This window comes from Kitasatospora sp. NPDC058046, from assembly GCF_042885595.1.
Classification (GTDB): domain Bacteria; phylum Actinomycetota; class Actinomycetes; order Streptomycetales; family Streptomycetaceae; genus Kitasatospora.
Window position 1 is genome coordinate 329,151 of sequence record NZ_JBHVRS010000002.1, and the last position, 21,764, is coordinate 350,914.

Sequence of the window (21,764 nt, forward strand, 5' to 3'; positions counted from 1 at the left end):
CGTCAGCCCGCGTCGGCCGCCGTGACGTCGAAGCCGCCGCCCGCCACCCGGGCGTGCAGCCCCTCGCCGGGCGCGACCTGCGCCGGGTCGGTCACCACCGTGCCGTCCGCCCGCTGGAGCACCGCGTAGCCGCGCTCCAGGGTGGCCGCCGGGGAGAGCGCCACCACCCGGGCCAGGGTGTGGCCGAGGTCGCTCTGCGCGTGGTCCAGCCGGTGCCGCAGGGTGCGCCGGGCCCGCTCCAGCAGGCCGTCCACCTCCTGCCCGCGCCCGTCCAGCATCCGGTGCGGGGCGGCCAGCGCCGGGCGGCTGCGCACCCCGTCCAGTCCGTGCTGCTCGCGGTCGACCCGGGACAGCACGTGCCGGCGGGCGCGGTCGCGCAGCTGACGGACCTTGGCCAGTTCCTCGCCGACGTCCGGAACCACCCGTTTGGCCGCATCGGTCGGGGTGGAGGCGCGCAGGTCGGCCACGAAGTCCAGCAGCGGCTGGTCCGGCTCGTGCCCGATCGCGCTCACCACCGGCGTACGGGCGGCCGCGACCAGCCGCACCAGCCCCTCGTCCGAGAACGGCAGCAGGTCCTCCACGCTGCCGCCGCCCCGGGCCACGATGATCACGTCCACCTCGGGGTGCTCGTCCAGCTCCCGCACCGCCGCGCTCACCCGCTCCACCGCGCTGACCCCCTGCACCGGGACGTTGCGCACCTCGAAGCGGACGGCCGGCCAGCGCCGCCGGGCGTTCTCCAGCACGTCCCGCTCGGCGGCCGAGCCGCGCCCGGTGACCAGCCCGACGCACTGCGGCAGGAACGGCAGCGGCCGCTTGCGCTCGGCCGCGAACAGGCCCTCCCCGGCGAGCCGCCGCTTCAGCTGCTCCAGCCGGGCCAGCAGCTCGCCGAGGCCCACCGGGCGGATCTCCGAGGCGCGCAGCGACAGCTGCCCGCGCGCCGCGTACCACTCCGGCTTGGCGTGCACGACGACCCGCGCGCCCTCCTGCACCACCTCCGCGACCTGGTCGAACACCGAGCGGAAGCAGGTCACCGTGAGCGACACGTCGGCCTGCGGGTCGCGCAGGGTCAGGAACACCACGCCCGCGCCGGGGCGCCGGCTGAGCTGGGTGATCTGCCCCTCCACCCAGACCGCGCCGAGCCGGTCGACCCAGCCGCCGATCAGCGCGGAGACCTTGCCGACCGGGAGCGGCGCTTCGGGGGAGCTGGTGTTGGCCATGCGTACGAGGCTAGCGGCGCGGGCCGACACGGCCGAGACCGCGTCGCCGCGGGCCGGCCCGGCCGGGACCGCGCCCGGCCCCGCGCGGCCCGACGGCGGTCACCGGGGAAGCCGGGGCGGCCGGCGCCCGTCGGCCCCGCCGCGGGCGGCGCCCTGGACGGCGAGCACCACCAGGCCGACCGCCAGCCAGACCAGCCCGACGATCTGCGCGGTGGTCGAGGCCTCGTACACCACCGCCCCGATCACCGCGATCCCCAGCGCCGGGACGACCACGTGCCGCAGCCACCGCCGCGAGCCGTGCCGCACCGCGTACCAGCCGATCACCGAGGCGTGCAGCAGCGCGAAGGCGGTCAGCGCGCCCACGTTGACCACCGAGGTGAGCTGGTCCAGCCCGTCGTCCCGGTCGGCCGCCCAGACCGCCGCCGCCATCGTGATCACCGCGGCCGCCAGCAGCGCCCGGCGCGGCACCGCGCTGCCCGGGTCGACCGAGCCGAGCAGCCGCGGCAGCCGGCCCTCCCGGCCCATCGCGAAGACCAGCCGCCCGGCCGCGGCCTGCCCGGCCAGGGCCGCGAAGGCCGCGCCGATCGCCTTGCTGGCCGCCACCAGCACGTGCAGCCAGTGCCCGACGCCGCTCTCCACGGTGTCGTAGAAGGCCGAGCCCTGCGCCGCCGGGTCGGCGGCCAGCTGCTGCGGGCCCAGCGGCTCCAGCAGCGCCGCCAGGTAGGTCTGGGCGACGAACAGCACCCCGGCCAGCGCCAGGCACCAGAGCACCGCCCGGGCCACCGCCGCCGAGGCGCCGACCGCCTCCTCCACGAAGGTGGCGATCGCGTCGAAGCCCAGGTAGGAGAGCACCGCGACGGACACCGCGGAGACCACCGCGGTCATCGAGAAGGCCCCGACGGCGGTGAACGGGGTGTCCCAGCCGCGCTGGGCCCCGCCCTGGGCCAGCGCCACCACGGCCGCGGCCACGAACACCGCCAGCACCGCGATCTCCATCGCGAGCACCGCGAAGCCGACCGCCGCCGCCGTCCGCACCCCGACCAGGTTGAGCGCGGTGGTCACCACCACCGCGAGCGCCGTCCAGACCCAGCGCGAGACGTCCGGGACCAGGGAGTTCAGTGCGATCCCGGAGAACAGGTAGGCCACCGCGGGGATCAGGAGGTAGTCGAGCATCGCCATCCACCCGGCGATGAAGCCCGGCCCCTCGCCCAGCCCGGCCCGGGCGTAGGCGAACACCGAGCCGGTCTGCGGCACCGCGCGCACCATCTGGGCGTACGAGAAGGCGGTGAAGCCCATCGCCACCGTCGCGGCCAGGTACACCGTGGCGACGGCGCCGTGGCTCTTGGCGTCCAGCACGCCGAAGACGCCGACCGGGGCCATCGGGGCGATGAACAGCAGTCCGTAGACCATCAGATCGCGGACGCCCAGGCTGCGGCGCAGGCCGCTCGGCGTCACCTGCTCGCTCACAGAGCTCATAGACACCATATTTTGAGCGCTATTGACCGGGTCTGCACGGAATGTGTCCGCCGTCGGCGCGGCTTCGCGCCGGGGGCCCGGCGGGCGGGCGCCGCTCGCGGCCGCCCGTACGATGGAGCCATGTCCAAGACCGCGCAGCGCCGTGTCCTGCTCGCCGCCCCCCGGGGCTACTGCGCGGGAGTCGACCGCGCCGTGATCGCCGTGGAGAAGGCCCTGGAGCAGTACGGGGCGCCCATCTACGTCCGCAAGCAGATCGTCCACAACAAGTACGTGGTGCAGACCCTGGAGAAGAAGGGCGCGATCTTCGTCGACGAGACGGAGGAGGTGCCCGAGGGCTCGATCGTCGTCTTCTCCGCGCACGGCGTCGCCCCGGCCGTCCACGACGAGGCGCGGGCCGGCCGGCTGGCCACCATCGACGCGACCTGCCCGCTGGTCACCAAGGTGCACAAGGAGGCCGTGCGCTTCGCCGACGAGGGCTTCGACATCCTGCTGGTGGGCCACGAGGGCCACGAGGAGGTCATCGGCACCATGGGCGAGGCCCCGGACCGGATCCACCTGGTGGACGGTGCCGAGGACGTGGCCAACGTGCAGGTCCGGGACGAGTCCAAGGTCGTCTGGCTGTCCCAGACCACCCTGTCCGTGGACGAGACCATGGCCACCGTCGGCGAGCTGAAGAAGCGCTTCCCGGGGCTGGTCAGCCCGCCCAGCGACGACATCTGCTACGCCACCCAGAACCGCCAGGTCGCGGTCAAGCAGCTGGCCCCGGAGACCGACCTGCTGATCGTGGTCGGCTCCAAGAACTCCTCCAACTCCGTCCGCCTGGTCGAGGTCGGCCTGGAGTACGGCGCCAAGGCCGCCCACCTGGTGGACTTCGCCGAGGAGATCCGCGAGGAGTGGCTGGAGGGCGTCACCACGGTCGGTCTGACCAGCGGCGCCTCGGTGCCGGAGATCCTGGTCGACGGCGTGCTGGAGTTCCTGGCCACGCGCGGTTACGACACGGTCGAGACGGTCAAGACCGCCGAGGAGCACCTGACCTTCTCGCTGCCCAAGGAACTGCGCCGTGACCTGCGCGCCGAGGCGGCTGGCAAGCTCTGACCCCACCCGGAAGGCCCGGTACCCCGCGCGGGGTACCGGGCCTTCCGCTGTGCGCGCCCGGGCGCGCTCTCGTAGCTTTGTGCACAGGCTGTGGACAAGGCACCGGCCGCGGACGCCCGTCCGCGGCCGACGGCGGAGGGCGGACGTGATGACGGCGGTATTCGGCGTGGACATCGGCGGCTCGGGGATCAAGGGCGCGCCCGTCGACCTCGCCCGGGGCGTGCTCGCCGAGGAGCGCCGGAAGGTGCTCACCCCGCAGCCGTCCGCCCCCGAGGCCGTGGTCGCCGCCGTCTGCGAGGTGGTCCGCCACTTCGACCACCAGGGCCCGGTCGGGCTGACCTTCCCCGGCGTGGTCGTCGACGGTCACACCAGGACGGCCGCCAACGTGGACAAGGGCTGGATCGGCCTGGACGCGGCGGGCCTCTTCCGCCAGGCGCTCGGCATGCCCGCGACCGTCCTGAACGACGCGGACGCGGCCGGGCTGGCCGAGCTGACCCACGGCGCCGGGCGGGGCGAGTCGGGCGTGGTCCTGGTGCTCACCTTCGGCACCGGCATCGGCAGCGCCCTGTTCGTCGACGGGACGCTGGTGCCCAACACCGAGCTGGGCCACCTGGAGCTGCGCGGCAAGGACGCCGAGCGCCGGGCCTCCTCGGCCGCCAAGGAGCGGCACGGGCTGGACTGGGAGCAGTGGGCCGGGCGGGTCGACGAGTACCTGGACCTGGTGGAGATGCTCTTCTCGCCGGGGCTGATCGTGATCGGCGGCGGGGTGAGCCGCAAGCACGAGAAGTTCCTGCCGCTGCTGAAGGACCGCCGGGCACGGGTGGTGCCGGCGGAGCTGCGCAACGACGCGGGCATCGTCGGGGCCGCCATGGCGGCGGCCCGGGCCGAGGGCTGAGGGGCGCTCGCGCGGCGCCGCCGCTCAGCGGGAGCGCTGGATCCGGCGCTGGGCGACGAACCGGGCGAGCACGATCAGCGCGGCCAGCCCGGTGCCGGAGAACAGCCAGCCGGCCCGCAGCGCCAGCCCGGTCGCCAGCGAGACCACCTGGGCGGTGACGCCCGGGGAGCCCACCGGTTCGAGCAGCAGCAGCGCGAGGGCGAAGGCGATCGGCCCGCTGATCGGTGCGGCCAGCAGGTCGGCGTAGCGCACCCGGACGGCGAGCTGGAAGCAGACCACCAGGTAGCCGAGGCCGAACAGCCAGCCCAGGCCGTCGAACAGCAGCCGGTCCACGCCCGCCACCGCGAGCGTCGCCAGGACGGCGACCAGCCCGGTGCCGATGGCCGTCAGCCGGGTCGGCCGGCCGGTGCGCCGCCGCCCGTACAGCGGCTCGTCGCCGCGCCCGCGCAGCGGCAGGCGCAGGCGCGGCCGGGGGGCGGCCGGGCGCGCGGCCGGGCGCGCGGCGGACGGGCCGGCCGAAGGGCGCGGGCGGGAGCCGGGGGCGGGTCCGGAGGGGGCTCCGGCGGTCTCGGGAGCCCGGCCTGGACCGGGGACGGCGGCTGCGGCCGCGCCGGTCGGCGGACGGCGTCTGGGCCCTGGCGGCTGGGTACGGATGCTCTGCTCCACCCGCCCAACGTACGGTCCGATCATCGCCACACTGTGTAATGGACCGTTCAGGTCTTGTCCCGTGTCTCCGGACGGAGTACTGATGTGATCGTCACTCAGGTCGTCGCGCAGGTCGGCTGACCTGCCCGATCGAGTCGGCACACGACGACCACCGGATCCGTTCACGGGTCTCTCCACGGGGGAACAGCATGACCGATTTCACCTTCGAACGGCTCGACCACGTCCAGCTCGACATCCCGGCCGGCGCCGAGGACGAGTGCCGCGCCTTCTGGTCCGGAGTGCTCGGCATGACCGAGCTGGCGAAGCCGCCGGTGCTGGCCGCCCGCGGCGGCTGCTGGTTCCGCGGCGGCGGGGTCGAGGTGCACCTGGGCGTGGCCCCGGACTTCCGTCCGTCCCGCAAGGGGCACCCGGGCATCCTGGTCCGTTCGCTGGACGCCCTCGCCGACCGCCTCGCCGCGCACGGCCACCCGGTGACCTGGGACGACAACCTGCCCGGCCACCGGCGCTTCTACGCCGACGACAAGCTGGGCAACCGGCTGGAGTTCCTGGAGCCCCGGGCGGCGCCGACCGAGGAGTGAGGCGGAGCGGGGGCTGCCCGTAGACTTGGGGGTCGGCCCGTACGGTGCCGACCCAACTCCTCCAAGCCCACGGGACTGCGCTTCATGTCGCTCACGATCGGAATCGTCGGCCTGCCGAACGTCGGCAAGTCGACCCTGTTCAACGCCCTGACCAAGAACGACGTGCTGGCGGCCAACTACCCGTTCGCCACCATCGAGCCGAACGTCGGCGTGGTGGGCGTCCCGGACGCGCGGCTGGCCAAGCTCGCCGAGATCTTCGGCTCCCAGCGCATCCTCCCGGCCACCGTCGACTTCGTCGACATCGCCGGCATCGTGCGCGGCGCCAGCGAGGGCGAGGGCCTGGGCAACAAGTTCCTCGCCAACATCCGCGAGTCCGACGCGATCTGCCAGGTCGTGCGCGCCTTCACCGACCCGGACGTGGTGCACGTGGACGGCAAGGTGTCGCCCAAGGACGACATCGAGACCATCCACACCGAGCTGATCCTGGCCGACCTCCAGACCATCGAGAAGGTCCTGCCGCGGCTCCAGAAGGAGGCGCGCCTCAAGAAGGACACCGCCCCCGTGCTGGCCGCCGCCGAGGCCGCGCAGGCGATCCTGGAGACCGGCAAGACCCTCTTCGAGGCCGGCTTCGACACCGCCCCGATCCGCGACCTCCACCTGCTGACCGCCAAGCCCTTCCTCTACGTCTTCAACGTGGACGAGGCCGAGCTGGCCGACGAGGACTTCAAGGACGCCCAGCGCGAGCTGGTCGCCCCGGCCGAGGCGATCTTCCTGAACGCCAAGATCGAGTCCGAGCTGATCGAGCTGGACGACGCCGAGGCCCTGGAGCTGCTCCAGTCCATGGGCCAGGAGGAGCCCGGCCTCGCCACCCTCGCCCGGGTCGGCTTCAACACCCTCGGCCTCCAGACCTACCTGACGGCCGGCCCCAAGGAAACCCGCGCCTGGACCATCAAGAAGGGCGCCACCGCCCCCGAGGCCGCCGGAGTCATCCACACCGACTTCCAGAAGGGCTTCATCAAGGCCGAGGTGATCTCCTTCGCCGACCTGGTCGAGACCGGCTCCATCGCCGAGGCCCGCGCCAAGGGCAAGGCCCGCATCGAGGGCAAGGAGTACGTCATGCAGGACGGCGACGTCGTGGAGTTCCGCTTCAACGTCTAGTCGAAGTGCGGAAAGGCCGCCTGACCTGCGACGGAGCGGGGTGGGCGGCCTTTCGGTCCGCAGGGGGTCCGCAACTTTGCCAACTCCAGCCAATGCGACACCGGTGCAGCGCTCGCTCTCCCCGGCGATGGGAGCCTTCCTGGTGCGGCGAGGCTGGCCTATCGGCGCCGGGGAGTCGTGAGGCCCGCCGCCCATGGAGCTGTGTCGCTGATAGGTGGCAGGGGGCGACATTATCCTGCTCAACTACTCGCCTGGCAAACTTTTCTGAGTATGTGTCACCCCTGCTGCTAGCGTCTTCGGTCAGCGACAGCAGCAGGCTCCAACTCCCCACCTCGTCCTAAGCGATGGGCGGCAACGCTGGCGGGTCACGTCGGTACGTCTTGGGGGTGCGACCCGAGTGGGCTGATGCCGCCTCGGACACACCGGGCCTATGCCCGGGCGAGCCGAGGGGGAGAGCGGGGAACAGCGGGACCGATCTCCTCAGATGGCCAGAGCGTCCGGGCCACTGTCCGGACATGGAGACGGAGATCGGAGACCACTGATGGAATCGCCGATTGCAGCGGGCGAGACCGTACTTCCCCGCCCGGTTGAGGTGTTGCCGACGCCTGCGCTGGCGTCCGCGACACGGAAGCTCGCCGACAAGCTCATCGAGCGCTTCAAGATGCAAGATCCTGCCGCCCTCGCTCTTGCGCAGGCCGCAGTCGATCCTTCGGCAGCCCGCCAGGCAGCGGAATCTCCTGAGCGCTTGCCGGTGCCGGGTGGGGTCATCCTGGCTATTCGCACTGAGGTATGGGCGCGCAATATTCTCCCCGATCCGCGGAATCCCCGGACGGGGCCGTCGCGACGGCATCCAGTGTCGGACCTGGTCGGCAAGGGTGAGGGCACGCGCTTCCGCCCACTGGCGGAGTCGATCGCAGCGCCGGGCAGCCGGCCCGAGCTCTTCCAGAAGCTCGCGAACCAGGAACACCTCGCGTGGGCGGCGCAGCAGGCCAAGGAGTATGTCCTTGATCGGAATGACTGGCGAGATTCCATCCGCAACCAGGGTGTGATGACCGAAGTGTGGCTCGCTGCCACGACGTTCCAGCACGAGGACGGTACGCCTGATGTGACCGTGCCGGTCACCGCCGAAGGGTCGAGCCGGGTGACGTCTGTCCATGACCTGCTCGACCTCAGGTCTGCCGACGTCCCATATACCCGGGACACGACGAAGTTGCGCTCCCACATCCGTAAGCTCAACGAGCAGATTTTCGCGGCGGATGATCCGGAGCAGGTCGACTCCGAGGCGGCGGTCAGGGCGCGCTGTCAGAAGCTGCCTGCCCTGCTCCTGGTCGGCTTCGAGCCGAACAACGGGACCACGGCTGACTTCGGCGTCGCCGTGAAGTCGCTGGTGGCCCTGCGGCATGTGGACTACCCCAAGCCGTGGGGGGAGGCCGCGGAGAACGAGGCCCTCGCCGATGCCGTGGTGGACGAGATTGAGCGACGGGGACTGATCACTCCGGGCAAGGCCGAATGGCTCCGAGGAGCCCTGACGCCCGACCAGGCGAAGGCCGCAGGCTTCAGCGCCGACGCGGCCGTGCGGGCGGCCGCGATCGTGCGGCTGTTCGCCGAGCATGATCAGGGCGTCCACTCGGCTGTCCGGGTTGCCATCACTGGTCAGAGCACGCGTAAGAACATCACGACGAAGCTGCTGCTTGATGTCTCCTCGTCGCTGGTCATGCGCTCGGTTGCCGAAGAGGACGACCGTAAGCGGGAGCGCATGCGGAAGTACCTGAAGTCGGCGTTCTCTGGTGAATTGGCAAGGGAATGGGAGGCCACCTTCCGGGAGGCAGACGCGCTATCCGCAGCAGCCCTCGTGGAGGTGCAGAAGGGGGAGCCCGGTGCAGCCACCCGAGAGCTTGCGGCGCGGAGCGCCTATCCGCTTGTGGTCAATGGGCAGCTCGCCGGGGACCGTGGCACCCGCAGCAACGATCAGCCCGACCGCCGCCACCCCGGAGAGGTGATCGACCGGATGCGCAGCAGTACTCACGGCGTTCACCAGCTGACGCAGACGCTGTACGACTTCTCTGCGGGACGTAGGACCCGCAAGGTTGATGAGGACGGACAGGTCGTCTGTAACGCCGATGGCCGGGACATCCTCGTCACCGATGCGGACCTGCGACGCACATTCCCGCCTGCCGGCGCGGGGCCGTCGCTCCTTCCTGCCCCGGAGAACCCGGCAGAGCTTCTCGGCAATGCTTTGCACGGCCTGGCAACGGCGGTTCAGGCACTGGCCACCGCCGTCAAGAAGGTCGAGGCGGTCCAGTCCGATGACGGAACCCGGGTGATCGACTCGCTGGGCGCCGACAAGGGCGACTGTGAGGCGTGGCGGAATGTTCTACAGGACGTCCTGTTCAAACTTCCGGTCTGGCAGCAGCGGAGCATTCAGAGGCACGGTACGAATGCCGATGATTCCAACGATCCGGATGACGATTTTGAGGACGACGAACTCGTCGACGACTCCGACGATGGGGTGTTCGACGAGGAAGCATTGGCTGACGTCGACGACTAGCGGTCGCGTGGTGCCGCTCGGATCACGAGGGCGGCACCACCCCGTACACCTGATGCGACACGGGTGATCTGTGCAGCACACCTTCCCAGTGGGATAGGGCGGCAACGCCGACTCTGCGGGCTACCAGCTCCACGGTCGGTACGTCTTGGTGCTGGCCGTTGCTCCGATGCCGCTTGCAGTCACGCCGGGCACAGTCCGGAAGGCATCAAGTGGGTGCGCTGGGCGCTTTCCTGCTCACCCTGGTCAATTTCTCGTGGTCGGATGCGGCCGCGGGCTGAACGCTTGGGTGAGGCACCGCCTTGCAATTCCTTCACGGCCGTGAGCGAGATCTTCTGGCCCTGATGCAGTCGCGCAACAAGTTGGACATTTCCCAGGCCGCGTGCAGGGACTCGGACGTCGACATCTACCACCCATCGGACCAGCAGATGCCCGATGCGGGCGTTCTGGATGAATGCTCCCGCTGCATGGTTCGCCTGGAGTGTCTTGCGCTTGCGCTGCGCACGGAGGACCCGGAAGTGCGTTCCGGGTGGTACGGCGGATTCGGCCCAGAAGACCGGGACGCAATTGCTTTGTCGCTGACGGTGCCTGGCGGTGGCCAGGCACCGTCGGAACCTGTCCTTACGGCCAGGCGCCTGGTCAATGACGGCTGGCGCATCAGCGACGTCGCGGAACTGCTCGGCTGTTCGCGTCGAACCGTGCAGCGCTATCTGCACTCGGTTGCATGAGGAGGGGGCCTGCGTCCGAGGATGCCACCGCATGCCAACCAAGAATTGCCTGTTCAGGGTCTTGGGCTCAACGTCTGGCGGTGACGTGTCGGTGCCGGAGGCTAGCGTCCAGCTACATGGTCGGCGTCCTGGGGAACAGCCTGGGCGAGTGGCTGTTGCCTGATCGACTACTGCGAGAGTGGGGCCTCCCATGCCGCTTCCTGCTCCTGGCGTGGCGCGCCTGTTCACGGTTGGAAGTTCGTACGACTGTGGCCGTGGACTGACGGCCGCTGTGACCGCGCTGCCTGAGGCCGCATTGTCTCTGCCCTCGGGCCAGGTCGCGGCCTGCGACCCGTTCATCGAGTTGGGCCGGGATGTGGGCAGTTCACCGCCGAGGTGGATCCGGGCACCTACCCGGTCGCGCTCGCGGTGGTCGAGGTGACCCGCGCTGATGCTCCCGAGTTCAGGGATGAGCGGGTCGCTGCCGCATGGCTGCGGATCAGCGACCAGCGGACGGGTGGAGCGGACGCTTGCACTAACCGATGGTCAGGCCGTCGCCGACCTGGGTGTCACGGAGTTCTTCGGATACGGTGTCGACGCCGGAACGGGTTGTTTCGTCGATGCCGCGGTCACCATCCCGCTCGGTGACCTGCTCGGTGAGGACGGCGACCTGCCGGTCGACGCCCTCTTCGGTGACGCCGATTCCATGGCACTCAGCCCGGTCGTGCTTGCTGATCCCGCGACCGGCCACAACTGCGTTGCGCCCCCGTCGGGTTGGAGCGACGGGACCTACCCGACCAGGGCCGGTCGGAGTGCTGGCGGCGAGGTCACCGGCTTCGTGACGGAGTTCTTCGTGGTGCCGCAGCCGGGCCGTGGGTCGGCCAGGTTCCCTCTGAACTGGAGCAGCGGCTGTTCGAACGCGCTGAGAGCCGAGAGCCCTATACGGAGCTCTTCTACCTGCCCGGAGCGGAGGCCGGATCACTGACTCTCGGAATGGCGCTGTGCGTGCAGCGGGCCGGCGATTGCTTGCTGACGCGACCGGTCTTCCTGCCCGCCGATGCCATGGACGACGTCTATCACCAACTGCCGGCGGAAGCGTGGGCCATTTTCTGATCACGGACGGCCCCACGTGGGGCGATGCCCACGCCCACGTTGATCGCATCGGGCGAGGTGCCCGGTTCGCAGACAGTCCGCAGGACACCCGATTGCGACCGTCGCGGGTCATCGCTGGCCAACCAAGAAGCACCTGGTCAGAGGGGTGATCGGCGTCCCGTCGCGGGTCAGGATCAGCCTTCAAGCATTCCGCTTCAACGTCTGACGGCCGACCGCCGCCGCGTACCCGGACCGCCCGGGCCCCGTGTTCGTACGGGGCCCGGGCGGTCCGGTGTTTCCGGGGTCAGTAATCCGAAGCCCTTTCGGGCTCACCCCGATGGGTGAAAATCTGGTTGGGACCGTCCGGTGGACGTCGTGTCGCCTTGGCGCGTTCCGAGCCCGGGGGTCAGTAGGACGGTGGGAGCCCCATCGACAGGCACCCGGAAGTGTTGCTCCGAGCACGCGTATCAGACTCTCCAGCCTGCCAGGCTCCCCCGGGCGGTCCCGCCTGCGCGGCCTGGACCTGGAGGGGACGGCGAGACGATGGACGTGATCCACGAGCGATGCGCCGGGATCGATGTCAGCAAGACGGACGTGAAGGTGTGCCTGCGGCTGCCGACCACCGGCAAGCGGCGTCGCAGCGAGGTACGGGTGTTCTCGACCATGACCCGTGACTTGCTCGCCATGATGGACTGGCTGCTGGCCGAGGGGGTGACCCTGGTCGGCATGGAGGCCACCGGCGTGTACTGGAAGCCGGTGTTCTACGTGCTGGAGCACGAGGTCGAGTGCTGGCTGCTGAACGCCCGCCACATGAAGGGCGTCCCCGGCCGAAAGACCGACGTCGCCGATTCCGAGTGGATCGCCAAGCTCCTGGAGCACGGCCTGGTGCGGCCCTCGTTCGTGCCGCCGCAGCCGATCCGCGAGCTGCGGGACACCACCCGCTACCGCACCGAGGTCGTGCGCGAGCGCACCCGGGAGATCCAGCGCCTGGAGAAGCCGTTGGAGGACTCCGGGATCAAGCTCTCCTCGGTCGTCTCCGACATCGTCGGAAAGTCCGGGCGGGCCATGCTGGAGGCACTCATCGCCGGCGAGCGCGACCCGCTGGTCCTGGCCGAGATGGCCATGGGCAGCATGCGCGGCAAGCGCGAGATCCTCGCCGAGGCCCTGCGGGGCCGGTTCACCGACCACCACGCGTTCATGGTCCGCGCGATGCTCGACCGCATTGACGGCTGTATCGAGGTGGAGGCCCGGCTCAGTGAGCGCGTCGACGCTCAGGTGCGGCCCTTTCGCCGCCGGATCGAGCTCCTGATCACCATCCCGGGCATGAGCACCCGGGCTGCGGAGGTGGTCCTCGCCGAGATCGGCGCGGACATCGCGCGCTTCCCCAGTGCCGCCGACCTGGCCTCCTGGGCCGGCGTCTGCCCGGGCAACCACGAGTCGGCCGGCCGAAGCAGCAGCGGCAAGACCCGTCACGGCGATCCCTGGCTCAAGGGCGTCCTCGGACAGGTCGCCTCCGCGGCCTCCCGCTCGAAGGACACCTACCTGGCTGCCCGCTTCAAGCGCATCGCCTCCCGGCGCGGAAAGAAGCGGGCGCTGGTGGCGCTGGAGCACTCCGTCCTGGTCGCCGTCTGGCACATGTTCACCAGCGACGCCGAGTACCACGACCCCGGTGGCGACTACTTCCTCGAACGCACCGGCAAGACCAGGCAGACCCGACGGCTGGTGAGCCAGCTCAACCAACTCGGCTATCAAGTGACTCTCCAATCCGTCGAGGCTGCCTGACCTTCAAGAGAGGCCGGGAGAGGGGGATTTTCGTATCAGCCGATGGTGACGGTGAGGAGGCCGTCGGGGGCGGCGGTGACGGTGACGGTGGTGAGGGTGTCGGCGTGGGCGTCCGGGTGGTGGGGGAGGGCGCGCGGGCCGACGCCGACGACGCGGACGCCGGCGGCCTTGGCGGCGGCGATGCCGGCGCCGGAGTCCTCGAAGGCGAGGCAGTCGGCGGGGGCGAAGCCGAGGTCGGCGGCGCCCTTGAGGAAGCCCTCGGGGTCGGGCTTGCTGGCGCCGACGGACTCGGCGGTGACCAGGACGGACGGCAGCGGGAGGCCGGCGGCGGTCATCCGGATCCGGGCGAGCGCCAGGTCGGCGGAGGTGACCAGGGCGTGCGGGAGGCCGGTCAGCGAGGCGAGGAAGGCGGCGGCGCCGGGCACCGGGACGACGCCCTCGGTGTCGGCGCGCTCCTCGGCGAGGATCCGCTCGTTGTCGGCCAGGTTGAGCTCGGCCGGGCGGTCGGGCAGCAGGAGGGCCATGGTCGCGTGGCCCTGGCGGCCGTGGGCGACGGCGAGCACCTCGGCGGGGTCCAGGCCGTTCCGCTCGGCCCAGCGGCTGAAGCAGCGCTCGACCACGGCGTCGGAGTTGACGAGGGTGCCGTCCATGTCCAGGAGGAGGGCGCGGGCGGTCAGCCGGACGGGGGCAGTGGTCATGGGGCGGCTCCTCGGGGAGTGTGGCGACGGGAGAGCCGGAGAATGCGAGCTCTTTGTTTCTCGATGATACAAAAGATCATCCGAGCAGGTGGGCATTGACCGCCCGGGCCTCCTCGGCCAGCTCCGACAGCTCCACCACCTCGACCCCGGCCGCCGTCAGCAGCGCGGTGCCCTGGCAGTCGGTGACGAACAGGTCCGGCTCGCGCCAGGCGACCACCACCCGCGGCACGCCCGCCGCGAGGAGCAGCCGGGCGCACGGCATCGGCCGCGAGGCGCGCTGCCCGCAGGGCTCCAGCGAGCTGTAGACCGTCGCCCCGCGCAGCCGCGGGTCGCCCGCCGGGAGCTTGGCCAGCGCCGTCTCCTCGGCGTGGTCGTGCGGGTCCGCCTCCCGGCTGTAGCCCTCCGCCAGCACCGTGCCGTCGGCGCCGACGATCACCGCGCCGACCGAGAAGGCCGTCTCGGACGGCGGGCAGCGGCGGGAGAGCTCGACGGCCCGGCGCAGGTGGTCGAGGTCGGTGGAGGCGGACTGGGTCACGGCGCGGGCTCCTTCGGGGCGTACCTGAGCAGGACGACGTCGCCCACGGTACGTGCCTCCAGCAGCCGCATCCGCCGGGCCGGACCGCCCGGGAACGCGGCCGGGCGGACGAACCGGGGCGCGTCGGCCTGGCCGACCAGCAGCGGGGCGACGGCCAGTTGGAGCTCGTCCGCCAGGCCCTGGGCCAGGAACTGGGTGTGCACGCCCCCGCCGCCCTCGACCATCAGCCGGCGCACCCCGCGGGTGCCCAGGTCGTCCAGCACCGCGCCGAGGTCCACCGCGTCGCCCAGCGCGACCACTTCGGCCAGCCCGTCCAGCCGGGGGCGCAGCACCGCCGCCCCGGCCTCCGTGGTGTAGGCGAGCCGGGTGCCGCCGGTGTGCCAGAACCGCAGGCCGGCGTCGAGTTCGCCGCTCGCGCTGAGCGTCACCTTCAGCGGGTACTCGGGCCGGCCGGCCGCCAGCCGGGCGGCCCGGCGCCCGGGGTCGTTGACCAGCAGCCGGGGGTTGTCGGCGCGCAGCGTGTTGCCGCCGACCAGGATGGCGTCGGCGGCGGCGCGCTCCTCGTCGACCCGGTCGAAGTCGGCGGCGTTGGAGAGCAGCAGCCGGTCGGGGGAGGCGTCGTCGAGGTGGCCGTCGAGCGAGACGGCGGCGCTCAGCAGGACGTAGGGGCGCGGGCCGGGCATGGGTGGGGACCGTTCTGTCGGGGGCGCCTCCACGGTACGGCGGCCGGGTGCGGCCCCGGCCCATAGCGACCGGAATGCGAGACGGATCTTCTCGCCATCCGGGACGAGGAGTAGCGTCGGGGGTGTCGCGGAGCACCGCGGCCGACCGCGCCCAGGGGGGACCTCATGACCGGACCGCAGCCCGCCGTCGTCTACACCCACGGCCATCAGGAGGCCGTGCTGCGCTCGCACCGCTCCCGCACCGCCGCCGACTCGGCCGGCTACCTGCTGCCCGAACTGCGGCCCGGCCAGGCCCTGTTGGACGTCGGCTGCGGTCCCGGCACGATCACCGCGGACCTGGCCGCGCTGGTCGGCCCGCAGGGGCGGGTGGTCGCGGTGGACGCCTCCGCCGAGGTGCTGGAGCAGGCCGCCGGACACGTCGCCGGGCGGGGGCTGTCCAACGTCGCCTTCGAGTGCGCCGACGTGCACCGGCTGCCGTACCGGGACGGCGAGTTCGACGTGGTGCACGCCCACCAGGTGCTCCAGCACGTGGCCGACCCGGTGGCCGCGCTGCGCGAGCTGCGGAGGGTGACGGCGCCGGGCGGCGTGGTCGCGGTCCGCGATGTCGACTACGCCTCCATGACCTGGTTCCCGGAGGCGCCCGCGCTGGACCGGTGGCTGGAGCTGTACCGGCGGACCGCCCGCGCCAACGGCGGCGAGCCGGACGCCGGCCGGCGGCTGCTGTCCTGGGCCCGCGCCGCCGGTTTCACCGAGGTCACCGCGAGCTCCTCCACCTGGACGTTCGCGACGCCCGAGCAGCGCGCCTGGTGGGGCGGGATGTGGGCGGACCGGGTGACGGGCACCGCGCTGGGCCGGACGGCGGTCGGGCTGGGCTTCGCGGAGCAGGACGAGCCGGAGCTGATCGCGGACGGCTGGCGGGAGTGGAGCGCCGCCGGGGACGGCTGGTTCTCGATGCTGCACGGGGAGGTCCTGGCCCGCGGCTGAGCGGGCGGAGGGCGGCCCGGAAAGGTCGGGCAGGTGTTCGGAAAGATCGGGTAAAGTCGCGCGACCGTTCAGATCGGGCCCGTGAGGGTCCGTTCGGGTCCGAGCCGTGGCGCGGAGCCATGGTGCCGAGCGCCGAGCCGATGCCCGCCCCGGTGGGTTGGGGGAGTCCACGTGTCCAAGCCTGAGTCCGAGCCGCCCGTCCCGGGGCCGGAGCCGGAGCCGTCCGCGGCCACGGGAACCGACGCGGGCACGGGCGCGGATGCTGGCGCGGGGGGTACGGACGCGACGGAGGCGCCGGCGGCCGGTCAGGACCCCCGGGTGGACTTCCGCAAGGCCGCCGCCGAGCCAACGGGGCCGGCCGAGCCGACGAACCCGGCCGAGCCCGCGAGCGCCGCCGAGCCGGCGGGCCCCACCGCCCCCGCCGCCCCCGCCGACCCCTGGGCCGCCCCCGACCTCTCCGCCGGCCCGTCCGCCGCCCCGGCCCCGGCCCCGCAGGCCGTCCCGCCGTCGGCCGCCCCGCCCCAGCCGCCGCACCCGCTGCCCGCCGGGGGCTGGGCCTCCGTCACCCCCGCCGCCCAGTCCGGCTTCCAGCCCGGCCACCCGTACGCCCCGGCCCCCGGCCAGGGCCCGGCCGGCGCGCCCGGCCCCGGGTTCGTCGGCCCCGGGTTCGTCCCCGGCCCCGCCCCGACCAACGGCTTCGCCGTCGGCTCCCTGGTCACCGGCCTGCTCCTGGTGGCCCCGGTGGCCCTGGTGTTCGGCGTCCTCGCGCTGGTCCAGATCAACCGCCGCAAGGAGCGCGGCTCCGGCATGGCGGTGACCGGCCTGGTGCTCGGCACGATCGGCACGGTGCTGATGGCCCTGCTGCTCGGCGCGGCCGACTTCAGCTCGGCGCGGGCCGGCCGCTCCGGCCTGCCCCCGAAAGCGCCGGCCGGTTCGGTGCACTGGTCCGACCTCAAGGCGGGCGACTGCTACGACTCCCCCCAGGGCGGGTCGACGGCGGACGGGGGCGGCGACGAGACGGTGTACTGGGTGCACCGGGTGGCCTGCACCGAGCCGCACCACGGCGAGGTGGCGGGCACCGCCGACCTCCTGCTCGGCGCCGGCGCCTACCCGGGCGAGCGCGCGGCCCGCGAGTCGGCCGGCCGGCTGTGCCGCCAGGTGCTGAGCGGCTACGCGCTCGACCAGTGGGCCGTCCCCGACGGCATGGAGGACGTCTACCTCTACCCGACCGAGAAGAACTGGGCGTCCGGCTCGCGGTACGTGACCTGCGCCTACGAGGACCGCGAGGACCGGCACCGGGGCACCGTCCGCACCGACCGCAGCCACCTGACCGCGCCCCAGCTGGCCTACCTGGAGGCCGCCCGGACCTTCAACGACGACTACCTGGACCAGCCGGAGCGGGAGGTCGCCGAGGCCGAGGCAGACTACCGGGCCTGGGCGCGCCGGGTGGCCTCCGCCTCCCGGACCCAGGCGGCGGTGCTGGCCAGGACGGGGGTGGCCTGGCCGGCCGACGTCCAGCCGAGGATCGCCAAGCTGGCCGAGGCCAAGTCGCAGGCGGCCGCCGCCTGGGACGCCGCGGCCTCCGGCACCGACCTGGCGGGCGACCTCCGCAAGGCCAGGGCGCTGGAGGCCAGGACGACGCCGACGGCCCTGGAGATCCGCCGGGGGCTGGACCTGTCGACCGGGGAGCAGGCGCCCGACCTGCGGGTCTGAGCCGTCCGGAGGCGCGGTTACCGGCCGTTGACCGGGCCCGTACCTGCCGGTAACCCGCTGGCCGTACGGTCGTGGGCACGTCCCCGGCCCGACCCCCACGCGAGCCGGGGACCAGCCCGTCCGCCCCGGGGCGGGCCGGCCCGGGGGAGCCCCCGGTACCCTCCGGCCATGGGTACCCACCGGGTGATGCGGCAGGACGACAACGGCAACCGCTTCCTGGTCGCCAAGGACCTCGACCGGGCGGAGGCCCGGCGGCTGGCCGCCGAGTTCGAGGCCCGCGGCCACAAGCAGCTGTACTGGGTCGAGGAGGACGGGGAGGCGGCCCGGCCCGAACCGGCGGACGGGACGGTCCGCAACGCCTGAGCCCTCCGCGGCCCCGAACCCTCCGCAGCACCTGGGCCCTCCGCGAACGCCCGGGCCCGACCGCAGACCGTAGGGTCGGGCCCATGGACGCGACCCACGACCCCGCCCCCGCCGCCCCCGCCGCCGCTCCGCCCCGGATCGTGGTCGGCGGTGCGCTGGTCCACCGCGGCCGGGTGCTCGCCGCCCGGCGCAGCGCGCCCGAGGCGGTGGCCGGCCGGTGGGAGTTCCCCGGCGGGAAGGCCGAGCCGGGGGAGACCGAAGCGCAGGCGCTGGAGCGGGAGCTGCTGGAGGAGCTCGGCGTCCGGGCGCGTGCGCTGGTCCGGCTGCCGGGCGCGTGGGCCGTGCGCCCCGGCCTGGAGCTGCGCTTCTGGGCCGCCGAATTGCTGTCCGGCGAGCCGCGCGCACTGCAGGACCACGACGCGCTGCGCTGGCTGGGCCCGGACGAGCTGGACGCCGTGGACTGGATCGACCACGACCGTGACGTGCTGCCGCACGTCGCCCGGCTGCTCGCGGGCGCCCCGGCGGGCGCCGCCGACAGCGCGTCGGCGGTGGGCGACGCGCAGTCCGCCGGGTAGGTCAATCGGACAAGACGACCCGGGGGCCGGGATAGCCTGGATGCTGCTGGGTATGTCACTTTTCGGCACTATTCGTCACCATCGGTGAGCCGTCCCCAGCCGGCGACGCCGATCCCGACCAGAGCCGGAGGCCCCGTCGGTGTCGAGTACCGGGAACGGCGGCGGGGGAGAGCGGCGGGCAGGCTCCGCGGGGAGCGCCGCCGCCCGCGCCCGACTGCGCCGCGCCGCCCGTCCGGCCGCCCCCCAGTCGCCGGCCGCCCGCCGCCGGGGCACCGTCGAGGCCCCCGACACCGCGCGGCCCGACACCGGACGGCCCGACCAGCCGGCGCCGACCCTGGCGGTGGCCGAGCCGGGTACCCGGGGCGGCCTGCGCGGACGCCCCGCCCGGCCGTTCCCCGGCGGTCCGGCCGATGCCACGGGCACCCCCGGCACGCCCGCCGGCGGCAGCCTGCTGGACATGCTCAAGGTCGCCATCGCGATCCTGGACACCGCGGGCCGGGTGGTGCTCTGGAGCCCCGCCGCCGAGGAGCTGCTCGGCTGGCCGAACGAGCTGCTGGTCGGCCGCCGGATCGACGAGCTGATCCCCGACCGGGAGCAGGTCGCCCGGATCCGGGGCGCGATCCAGGACACCCTGCGGCACGGCCGCTGGGCCGGCTACGCCGAGCTGCGCGACCGGGACGGCGCCCCGGTCGCCGTGGACGCCCGGATCTCCCTCCTGGTGGACGGCGACGGCACCCCGTTCCTCCAGGTCAACATGGCCGAGGCGGCCGCCGTCCAGGCCGTCGAACGGGACCTCGCGGTGCGCGACGCGCTGTTCGAGCAGTCCCCGCTGGGCATCGCCATCATGGACACCGGCCTGCGCTACACGGCCGTCAACCGGACCCTCGCCGAGATGAACGGCGTCGCTCCGGACGACCACGTCGGCCGCACCACCGGCGAGACCCTGCCGGAGCGGGCCGCCGACGAGATCACCGCCATCCAGCGCCAGGTGCTGGCCACCGGCGAGCCGGTCATCGACGTCACCCTGGCCTCCCCGGTCACCACCCGGGCCGGCTACCGCTCGATCTCCTACAGCCGGATGACGGACCGCTCCGGCCGGGTGCTCGGCATCTCCGGCACCGTGATGGACGTGACCGAGCGCTACCGGGCGGTCGCCAAGGTCGAGCACGCCCGGCGCCGGCTCTCGCTGCTCAACGAGTTCGGCTCCCGGGTCGGCGACCTGCTGGACGCCTCCCGGATCGCCCAGGAGCTGGCCGGCTCGGTCGTCCCCCGGCTGACCGACCACTCGGCGGTGGTCCTGCTCCAGGCCGTCGCGCACGGTGACGACCTGCCCCGGCACGGCCACGACCGGCGCACCTCGCTGCTCCAGCTCGGCACCGCCTCCGTCCAGGACGGCCCCGAGGTGGACGTGATGCTGCGCCGCGGCGCCCGGATCACCTTCGCCGAGGAGTCGGTCTGCGGCCGGGTGCTGCGCACCGGCGTGCCCGAGCTGCTGTCCGGCGCCGACCAGCTGGACGACGTCACCTACCCCGGCGACCCGAAGATGCAGGCCGCCCGGGACCTGGGCGTGCACTCGATGCTGGTCGTGCCGCTGCGCGCCCGCGGCATCGTGATCGGCCTGCTGCTGGTCAGCCGGGCCGGCTACCGCGAGGGCTTCGACCGGGACGACCTGGCCTTCACCGTCGAACTGGCCGACCGGGCCGGCAGCTCGCTGGACAACGCCCGCCTCTACGCCCGCGAGCGCACCGCCGCGCTCACCCTCCAGCGCACCCTGCTCCCGCAGCAGGTCCCGCAGCCCACCGGCGTCGAGGTCGCCTACCGGTACGTGCCCGGCAGCAGCGGCACCGAGGTCGGCGGCGACTGGTTCGACGTCATCCCGCTGCCCGGCGACCGCACCGCGCTGGTGGTCGGCGACGTGATGGGCCACGGCCTGCGGGCCGCCGCCACGATGGGGCGGCTGCGCACCGCCGTCCGGGTGCTGGCCGCCCTCGACCTGCCGCCGGACGTCCTGCTGCGGCACGTCCACGAGCTGGCCGACGACCTCGCCCAGGGCCCGGACGAGGCGCTGCTGGCCACCTGCGTCTACGCGGTCTTCGACCCGGCGACGGCCCGGCTCACCGTCGCCAAGGCCGGGCACATCCCGCCGGTGCTGGTGGTGCCGGGCGAGGACGCCGCGGAGCCGACCCGCACCGGCGGCCCGCTGCCCGGCGGCGCCGGCCGCATCCTCGACCTGCCCTCCGGTGCCCCGCTCGGGGTGGGCGGAGTCCCGTTCGAGTCGGTCGAACTGAAGATCCCCGAGGGCAGCCTGCTGGCGCTGTGCACCGACGGCCTGGTCGAGTCCCGGGACAAGGACCTGGACGTCGGCCTCGGCCGGCTGGTCACCGTGCTCCAGGGGCCGCACGCCTCCATCCAGGCCGCCTGCGAGGCGGTGCTGGACACCATGGAGCAGGGCCGGGAGCCGGACGACGTCGCGCTGCTGCTGGCCCGGCTCGGCCACGGCCAGGCCGGCACCCCGACGGCGGGCTGGACCCTGCCGGCCGAGCCCACCGCCGTCTCCCGGGCCCGCCGGCTGGTCCGCGCCACCCTCGTCGAGTGGGGCGTCGAGGAGCTCACCGACACCGCCGAACTGCTGGTCAGCGAGCTGGTCACGAACGCCGTCCGGTACGCCAGCGCCCCCATCGGGGTGCGGCTGACGCTCGGTGAGACGCTGCTGGTCGAGATCTCCGACCCGCTGCCCGATCCGCCCCGGGAGCGGCACGCGGCCGAGGCCGACGAGGGCGGGCGCGGTCTGGAGCTGGTCCACCGGCTGGCACTGCGCTGGGGTGCCCGGGCCGAGGGCATCGGCAAGGTGGTCTGGTTCGAGCAGGCGCTGCCGGGTAGTGAGCCCGATGGATCGTGAGCGGAACGAACAGCAGGGGAGCGGGGTCGCATATGCCATCGGGCGCTCAGGGGGAGCGCGCGCTCCGGAAGGGGGCGCGAGCGTGGCATTGTGGTTGCGCGGG

17 protein-coding genes and 1 pseudogene are annotated in these 21,764 nt (G+C 73.1%); 13 read left to right on the forward strand and 5 right to left on the reverse strand.

The genetic code is table 11. The annotated features are described in order from the left end of the window. Positions 1–2: 2 nt before the first annotated feature. Entirely contained in the window at positions 3–1,217 is a 1,215-nt protein-coding gene (gene xseA, locus ACFVU7_RS05715) for an exodeoxyribonuclease VII large subunit (protein WP_387968459.1), read from the reverse strand. 99 nt (positions 1,218–1,316) lie between these two features. Next, a complete protein-coding gene (locus tag ACFVU7_RS05720; protein ID WP_388044467.1) occupies positions 1,317–2,693 on the reverse strand; it encodes an APC family permease in 1,377 nt (458 codons plus the stop codon). Positions 2,694–2,813: 120 nt separating this feature from the next. Here ACFVU7_RS05720 and ACFVU7_RS05725 point away from each other — a divergent pair, with 120 nt between their 5' ends. Further along, a complete protein-coding gene (locus ACFVU7_RS05725; protein ID WP_049651726.1) occupies positions 2,814–3,788 on the forward strand; it encodes a 4-hydroxy-3-methylbut-2-enyl diphosphate reductase in 975 nt (324 codons plus the stop codon). 148 nt (positions 3,789–3,936) lie between these two features. After that, complete coding sequence (gene ppgK / locus ACFVU7_RS05730) at positions 3,937–4,683, forward strand: polyphosphate--glucose phosphotransferase (RefSeq protein ID WP_074001336.1); 747 nt, start codon at positions 3,937–3,939, stop codon at positions 4,681–4,683. A 24-nt stretch (positions 4,684–4,707) separates the two neighbouring features. On the opposite strand, the gene ACFVU7_RS05735 is transcribed toward ppgK, so the two are convergent. Further along, entirely contained in the window at positions 4,708–5,373 is a 666-nt protein-coding gene (locus ACFVU7_RS05735) for a DUF6542 domain-containing protein (RefSeq protein ID WP_388044468.1), read from the reverse strand. Positions 5,374–5,537: 164 nt separating this feature from the next. Between ACFVU7_RS05735 and ACFVU7_RS05740 the strand changes: the two genes are divergently transcribed. The 6 genes from ACFVU7_RS05740 to ACFVU7_RS05765 all read left to right on the forward strand — a co-directional run bounded on the left by ACFVU7_RS05740 (position 5,538) and on the right by ACFVU7_RS05765 (position 13,211). Further along, positions 5,538–5,927 carry a VOC family protein gene (locus ACFVU7_RS05740; protein WP_375874162.1) on the forward strand — a complete coding sequence of 130 codons (390 nt, stop codon included), beginning with the start codon at positions 5,538–5,540 and terminating at the stop codon, positions 5,925–5,927. An 84-nt stretch (positions 5,928–6,011) separates the two neighbouring features. Then, positions 6,012–7,085, forward strand: a complete 1,074-nt coding sequence (gene ychF, locus ACFVU7_RS05745) for a redox-regulated ATPase YchF (RefSeq protein WP_049658400.1) — start codon at positions 6,012–6,014, stop codon at positions 7,083–7,085. A 541-nt stretch (positions 7,086–7,626) separates the two neighbouring features. Further along, positions 7,627–9,633, forward strand: a complete 2,007-nt coding sequence (locus ACFVU7_RS05750; protein WP_388044469.1) for a hypothetical protein — start codon at positions 7,627–7,629, stop codon at positions 9,631–9,633. A 341-nt stretch (positions 9,634–9,974) separates the two neighbouring features. Further along, positions 9,975–10,358: a helix-turn-helix domain-containing protein gene (locus ACFVU7_RS05755; protein WP_388044470.1), complete on the forward strand. Its 384-nt coding sequence runs from the start codon at positions 9,975–9,977 to the stop codon at positions 10,356–10,358. Positions 10,359–10,854: 496 nt separating this feature from the next. Beyond that, the gene (locus ACFVU7_RS05760) at positions 10,855–11,322 is read left to right on the forward strand and encodes a DUF4241 domain-containing protein (RefSeq protein ID WP_388044471.1); all 468 of its coding nucleotides are present in this window, start codon (positions 10,855–10,857) and stop codon (positions 11,320–11,322) included. Between the two features lie 650 nt (positions 11,323–11,972). Continuing rightward, on the forward strand, positions 11,973–13,211 hold the full coding sequence (locus ACFVU7_RS05765; protein ID WP_388044472.1) for an IS110 family transposase: 1,239 nt from the start codon (positions 11,973–11,975) through the stop codon (positions 13,209–13,211). A gap of 35 nt (positions 13,212–13,246) precedes the next feature. On the opposite strand, the gene ACFVU7_RS05770 is transcribed toward ACFVU7_RS05765, so the two are convergent. Beyond that, positions 13,247–13,909, reverse strand: coding sequence for an HAD-IA family hydrolase (locus tag ACFVU7_RS05770; protein ID WP_388044473.1), 663 nt, complete (start codon positions 13,907–13,909; stop codon positions 13,247–13,249). 76 nt (positions 13,910–13,985) lie between these two features. Continuing rightward, positions 13,986–15,127: pseudogene (locus ACFVU7_RS05775) on the reverse strand (dihydrofolate reductase family protein). 165 nt (positions 15,128–15,292) lie between these two features. Between ACFVU7_RS05775 and ACFVU7_RS05780 the strand changes: the two are divergent. From ACFVU7_RS05780 to ACFVU7_RS05800, 5 genes are all read left to right on the forward strand, one after another. Next, complete coding sequence (locus ACFVU7_RS05780; RefSeq protein ID WP_388044474.1) at positions 15,293–16,111, forward strand: methyltransferase domain-containing protein; 819 nt, start codon at positions 15,293–15,295, stop codon at positions 16,109–16,111. Between the two features lie 318 nt (positions 16,112–16,429). Further along, positions 16,430–17,824, forward strand: a complete 1,395-nt coding sequence (locus tag ACFVU7_RS05785; protein ID WP_388044475.1) for a DUF4190 domain-containing protein — start codon at positions 16,430–16,432, stop codon at positions 17,822–17,824. 168 nt (positions 17,825–17,992) lie between these two features. Next, a complete protein-coding gene (locus ACFVU7_RS05790) occupies positions 17,993–18,187 on the forward strand; it encodes a hypothetical protein (RefSeq protein WP_049660479.1) in 195 nt (64 codons plus the stop codon). Between the two features lie 83 nt (positions 18,188–18,270). Beyond that, positions 18,271–18,762, forward strand: a complete 492-nt coding sequence (locus tag ACFVU7_RS05795) for an NUDIX domain-containing protein (protein ID WP_375874156.1) — start codon at positions 18,271–18,273, stop codon at positions 18,760–18,762. Positions 18,763–18,901: 139 nt separating this feature from the next. Further along, on the forward strand, positions 18,902–21,661 hold the full coding sequence (locus ACFVU7_RS05800; RefSeq protein WP_388044476.1) for a SpoIIE family protein phosphatase: 2,760 nt from the start codon (positions 18,902–18,904) through the stop codon (positions 21,659–21,661). The last annotated feature ends 103 nt before the right edge of the window (positions 21,662–21,764 follow it).

Excerpts from the sequence above, each read along its gene's own strand:
- xseA (WP_387968459.1), bottom strand. The coding sequence starts at position 1,217 with ATGGCCAACACCAGCTCCCCCGAAGCGCCGCTCCCGGTCGGCAAGGTC.
- ACFVU7_RS05720 (WP_388044467.1), bottom strand. The coding sequence starts at position 2,693 with ATGAGCTCTGTGAGCGAGCAGGTGACGCCGAGCGGCCTGCGCCGCAGC.
- ACFVU7_RS05725 (WP_049651726.1), top strand. The coding sequence starts at position 2,814 with ATGTCCAAGACCGCGCAGCGCCGTGTCCTGCTCGCCGCCCCCCGGGGC.
- ppgK (WP_074001336.1), top strand. The coding sequence starts at position 3,937 with ATGACGGCGGTATTCGGCGTGGACATCGGCGGCTCGGGGATCAAGGGC.
- ACFVU7_RS05735 (WP_388044468.1), bottom strand. The coding sequence starts at position 5,373 with ATGATCGGACCGTACGTTGGGCGGGTGGAGCAGAGCATCCGTACCCAG.
- ACFVU7_RS05740 (WP_375874162.1), top strand. The coding sequence starts at position 5,538 with ATGACCGATTTCACCTTCGAACGGCTCGACCACGTCCAGCTCGACATC.
- ychF (WP_049658400.1), top strand. The coding sequence starts at position 6,012 with ATGTCGCTCACGATCGGAATCGTCGGCCTGCCGAACGTCGGCAAGTCG.
- ACFVU7_RS05750 (WP_388044469.1), top strand. The coding sequence starts at position 7,627 with ATGGAATCGCCGATTGCAGCGGGCGAGACCGTACTTCCCCGCCCGGTT.
- ACFVU7_RS05755 (WP_388044470.1), top strand. The coding sequence starts at position 9,975 with ATGCAGTCGCGCAACAAGTTGGACATTTCCCAGGCCGCGTGCAGGGAC.
- ACFVU7_RS05765 (WP_388044472.1), top strand. The coding sequence starts at position 11,973 with ATGGACGTGATCCACGAGCGATGCGCCGGGATCGATGTCAGCAAGACG.
- ACFVU7_RS05770 (WP_388044473.1), bottom strand. The coding sequence starts at position 13,909 with ATGACCACTGCCCCCGTCCGGCTGACCGCCCGCGCCCTCCTCCTGGAC.
- ACFVU7_RS05780 (WP_388044474.1), top strand. The coding sequence starts at position 15,293 with ATGACCGGACCGCAGCCCGCCGTCGTCTACACCCACGGCCATCAGGAG.
- ACFVU7_RS05790 (WP_049660479.1), top strand. The coding sequence starts at position 17,993 with ATGGGTACCCACCGGGTGATGCGGCAGGACGACAACGGCAACCGCTTC.
- ACFVU7_RS05795 (WP_375874156.1), top strand. The coding sequence starts at position 18,271 with ATGGACGCGACCCACGACCCCGCCCCCGCCGCCCCCGCCGCCGCTCCG.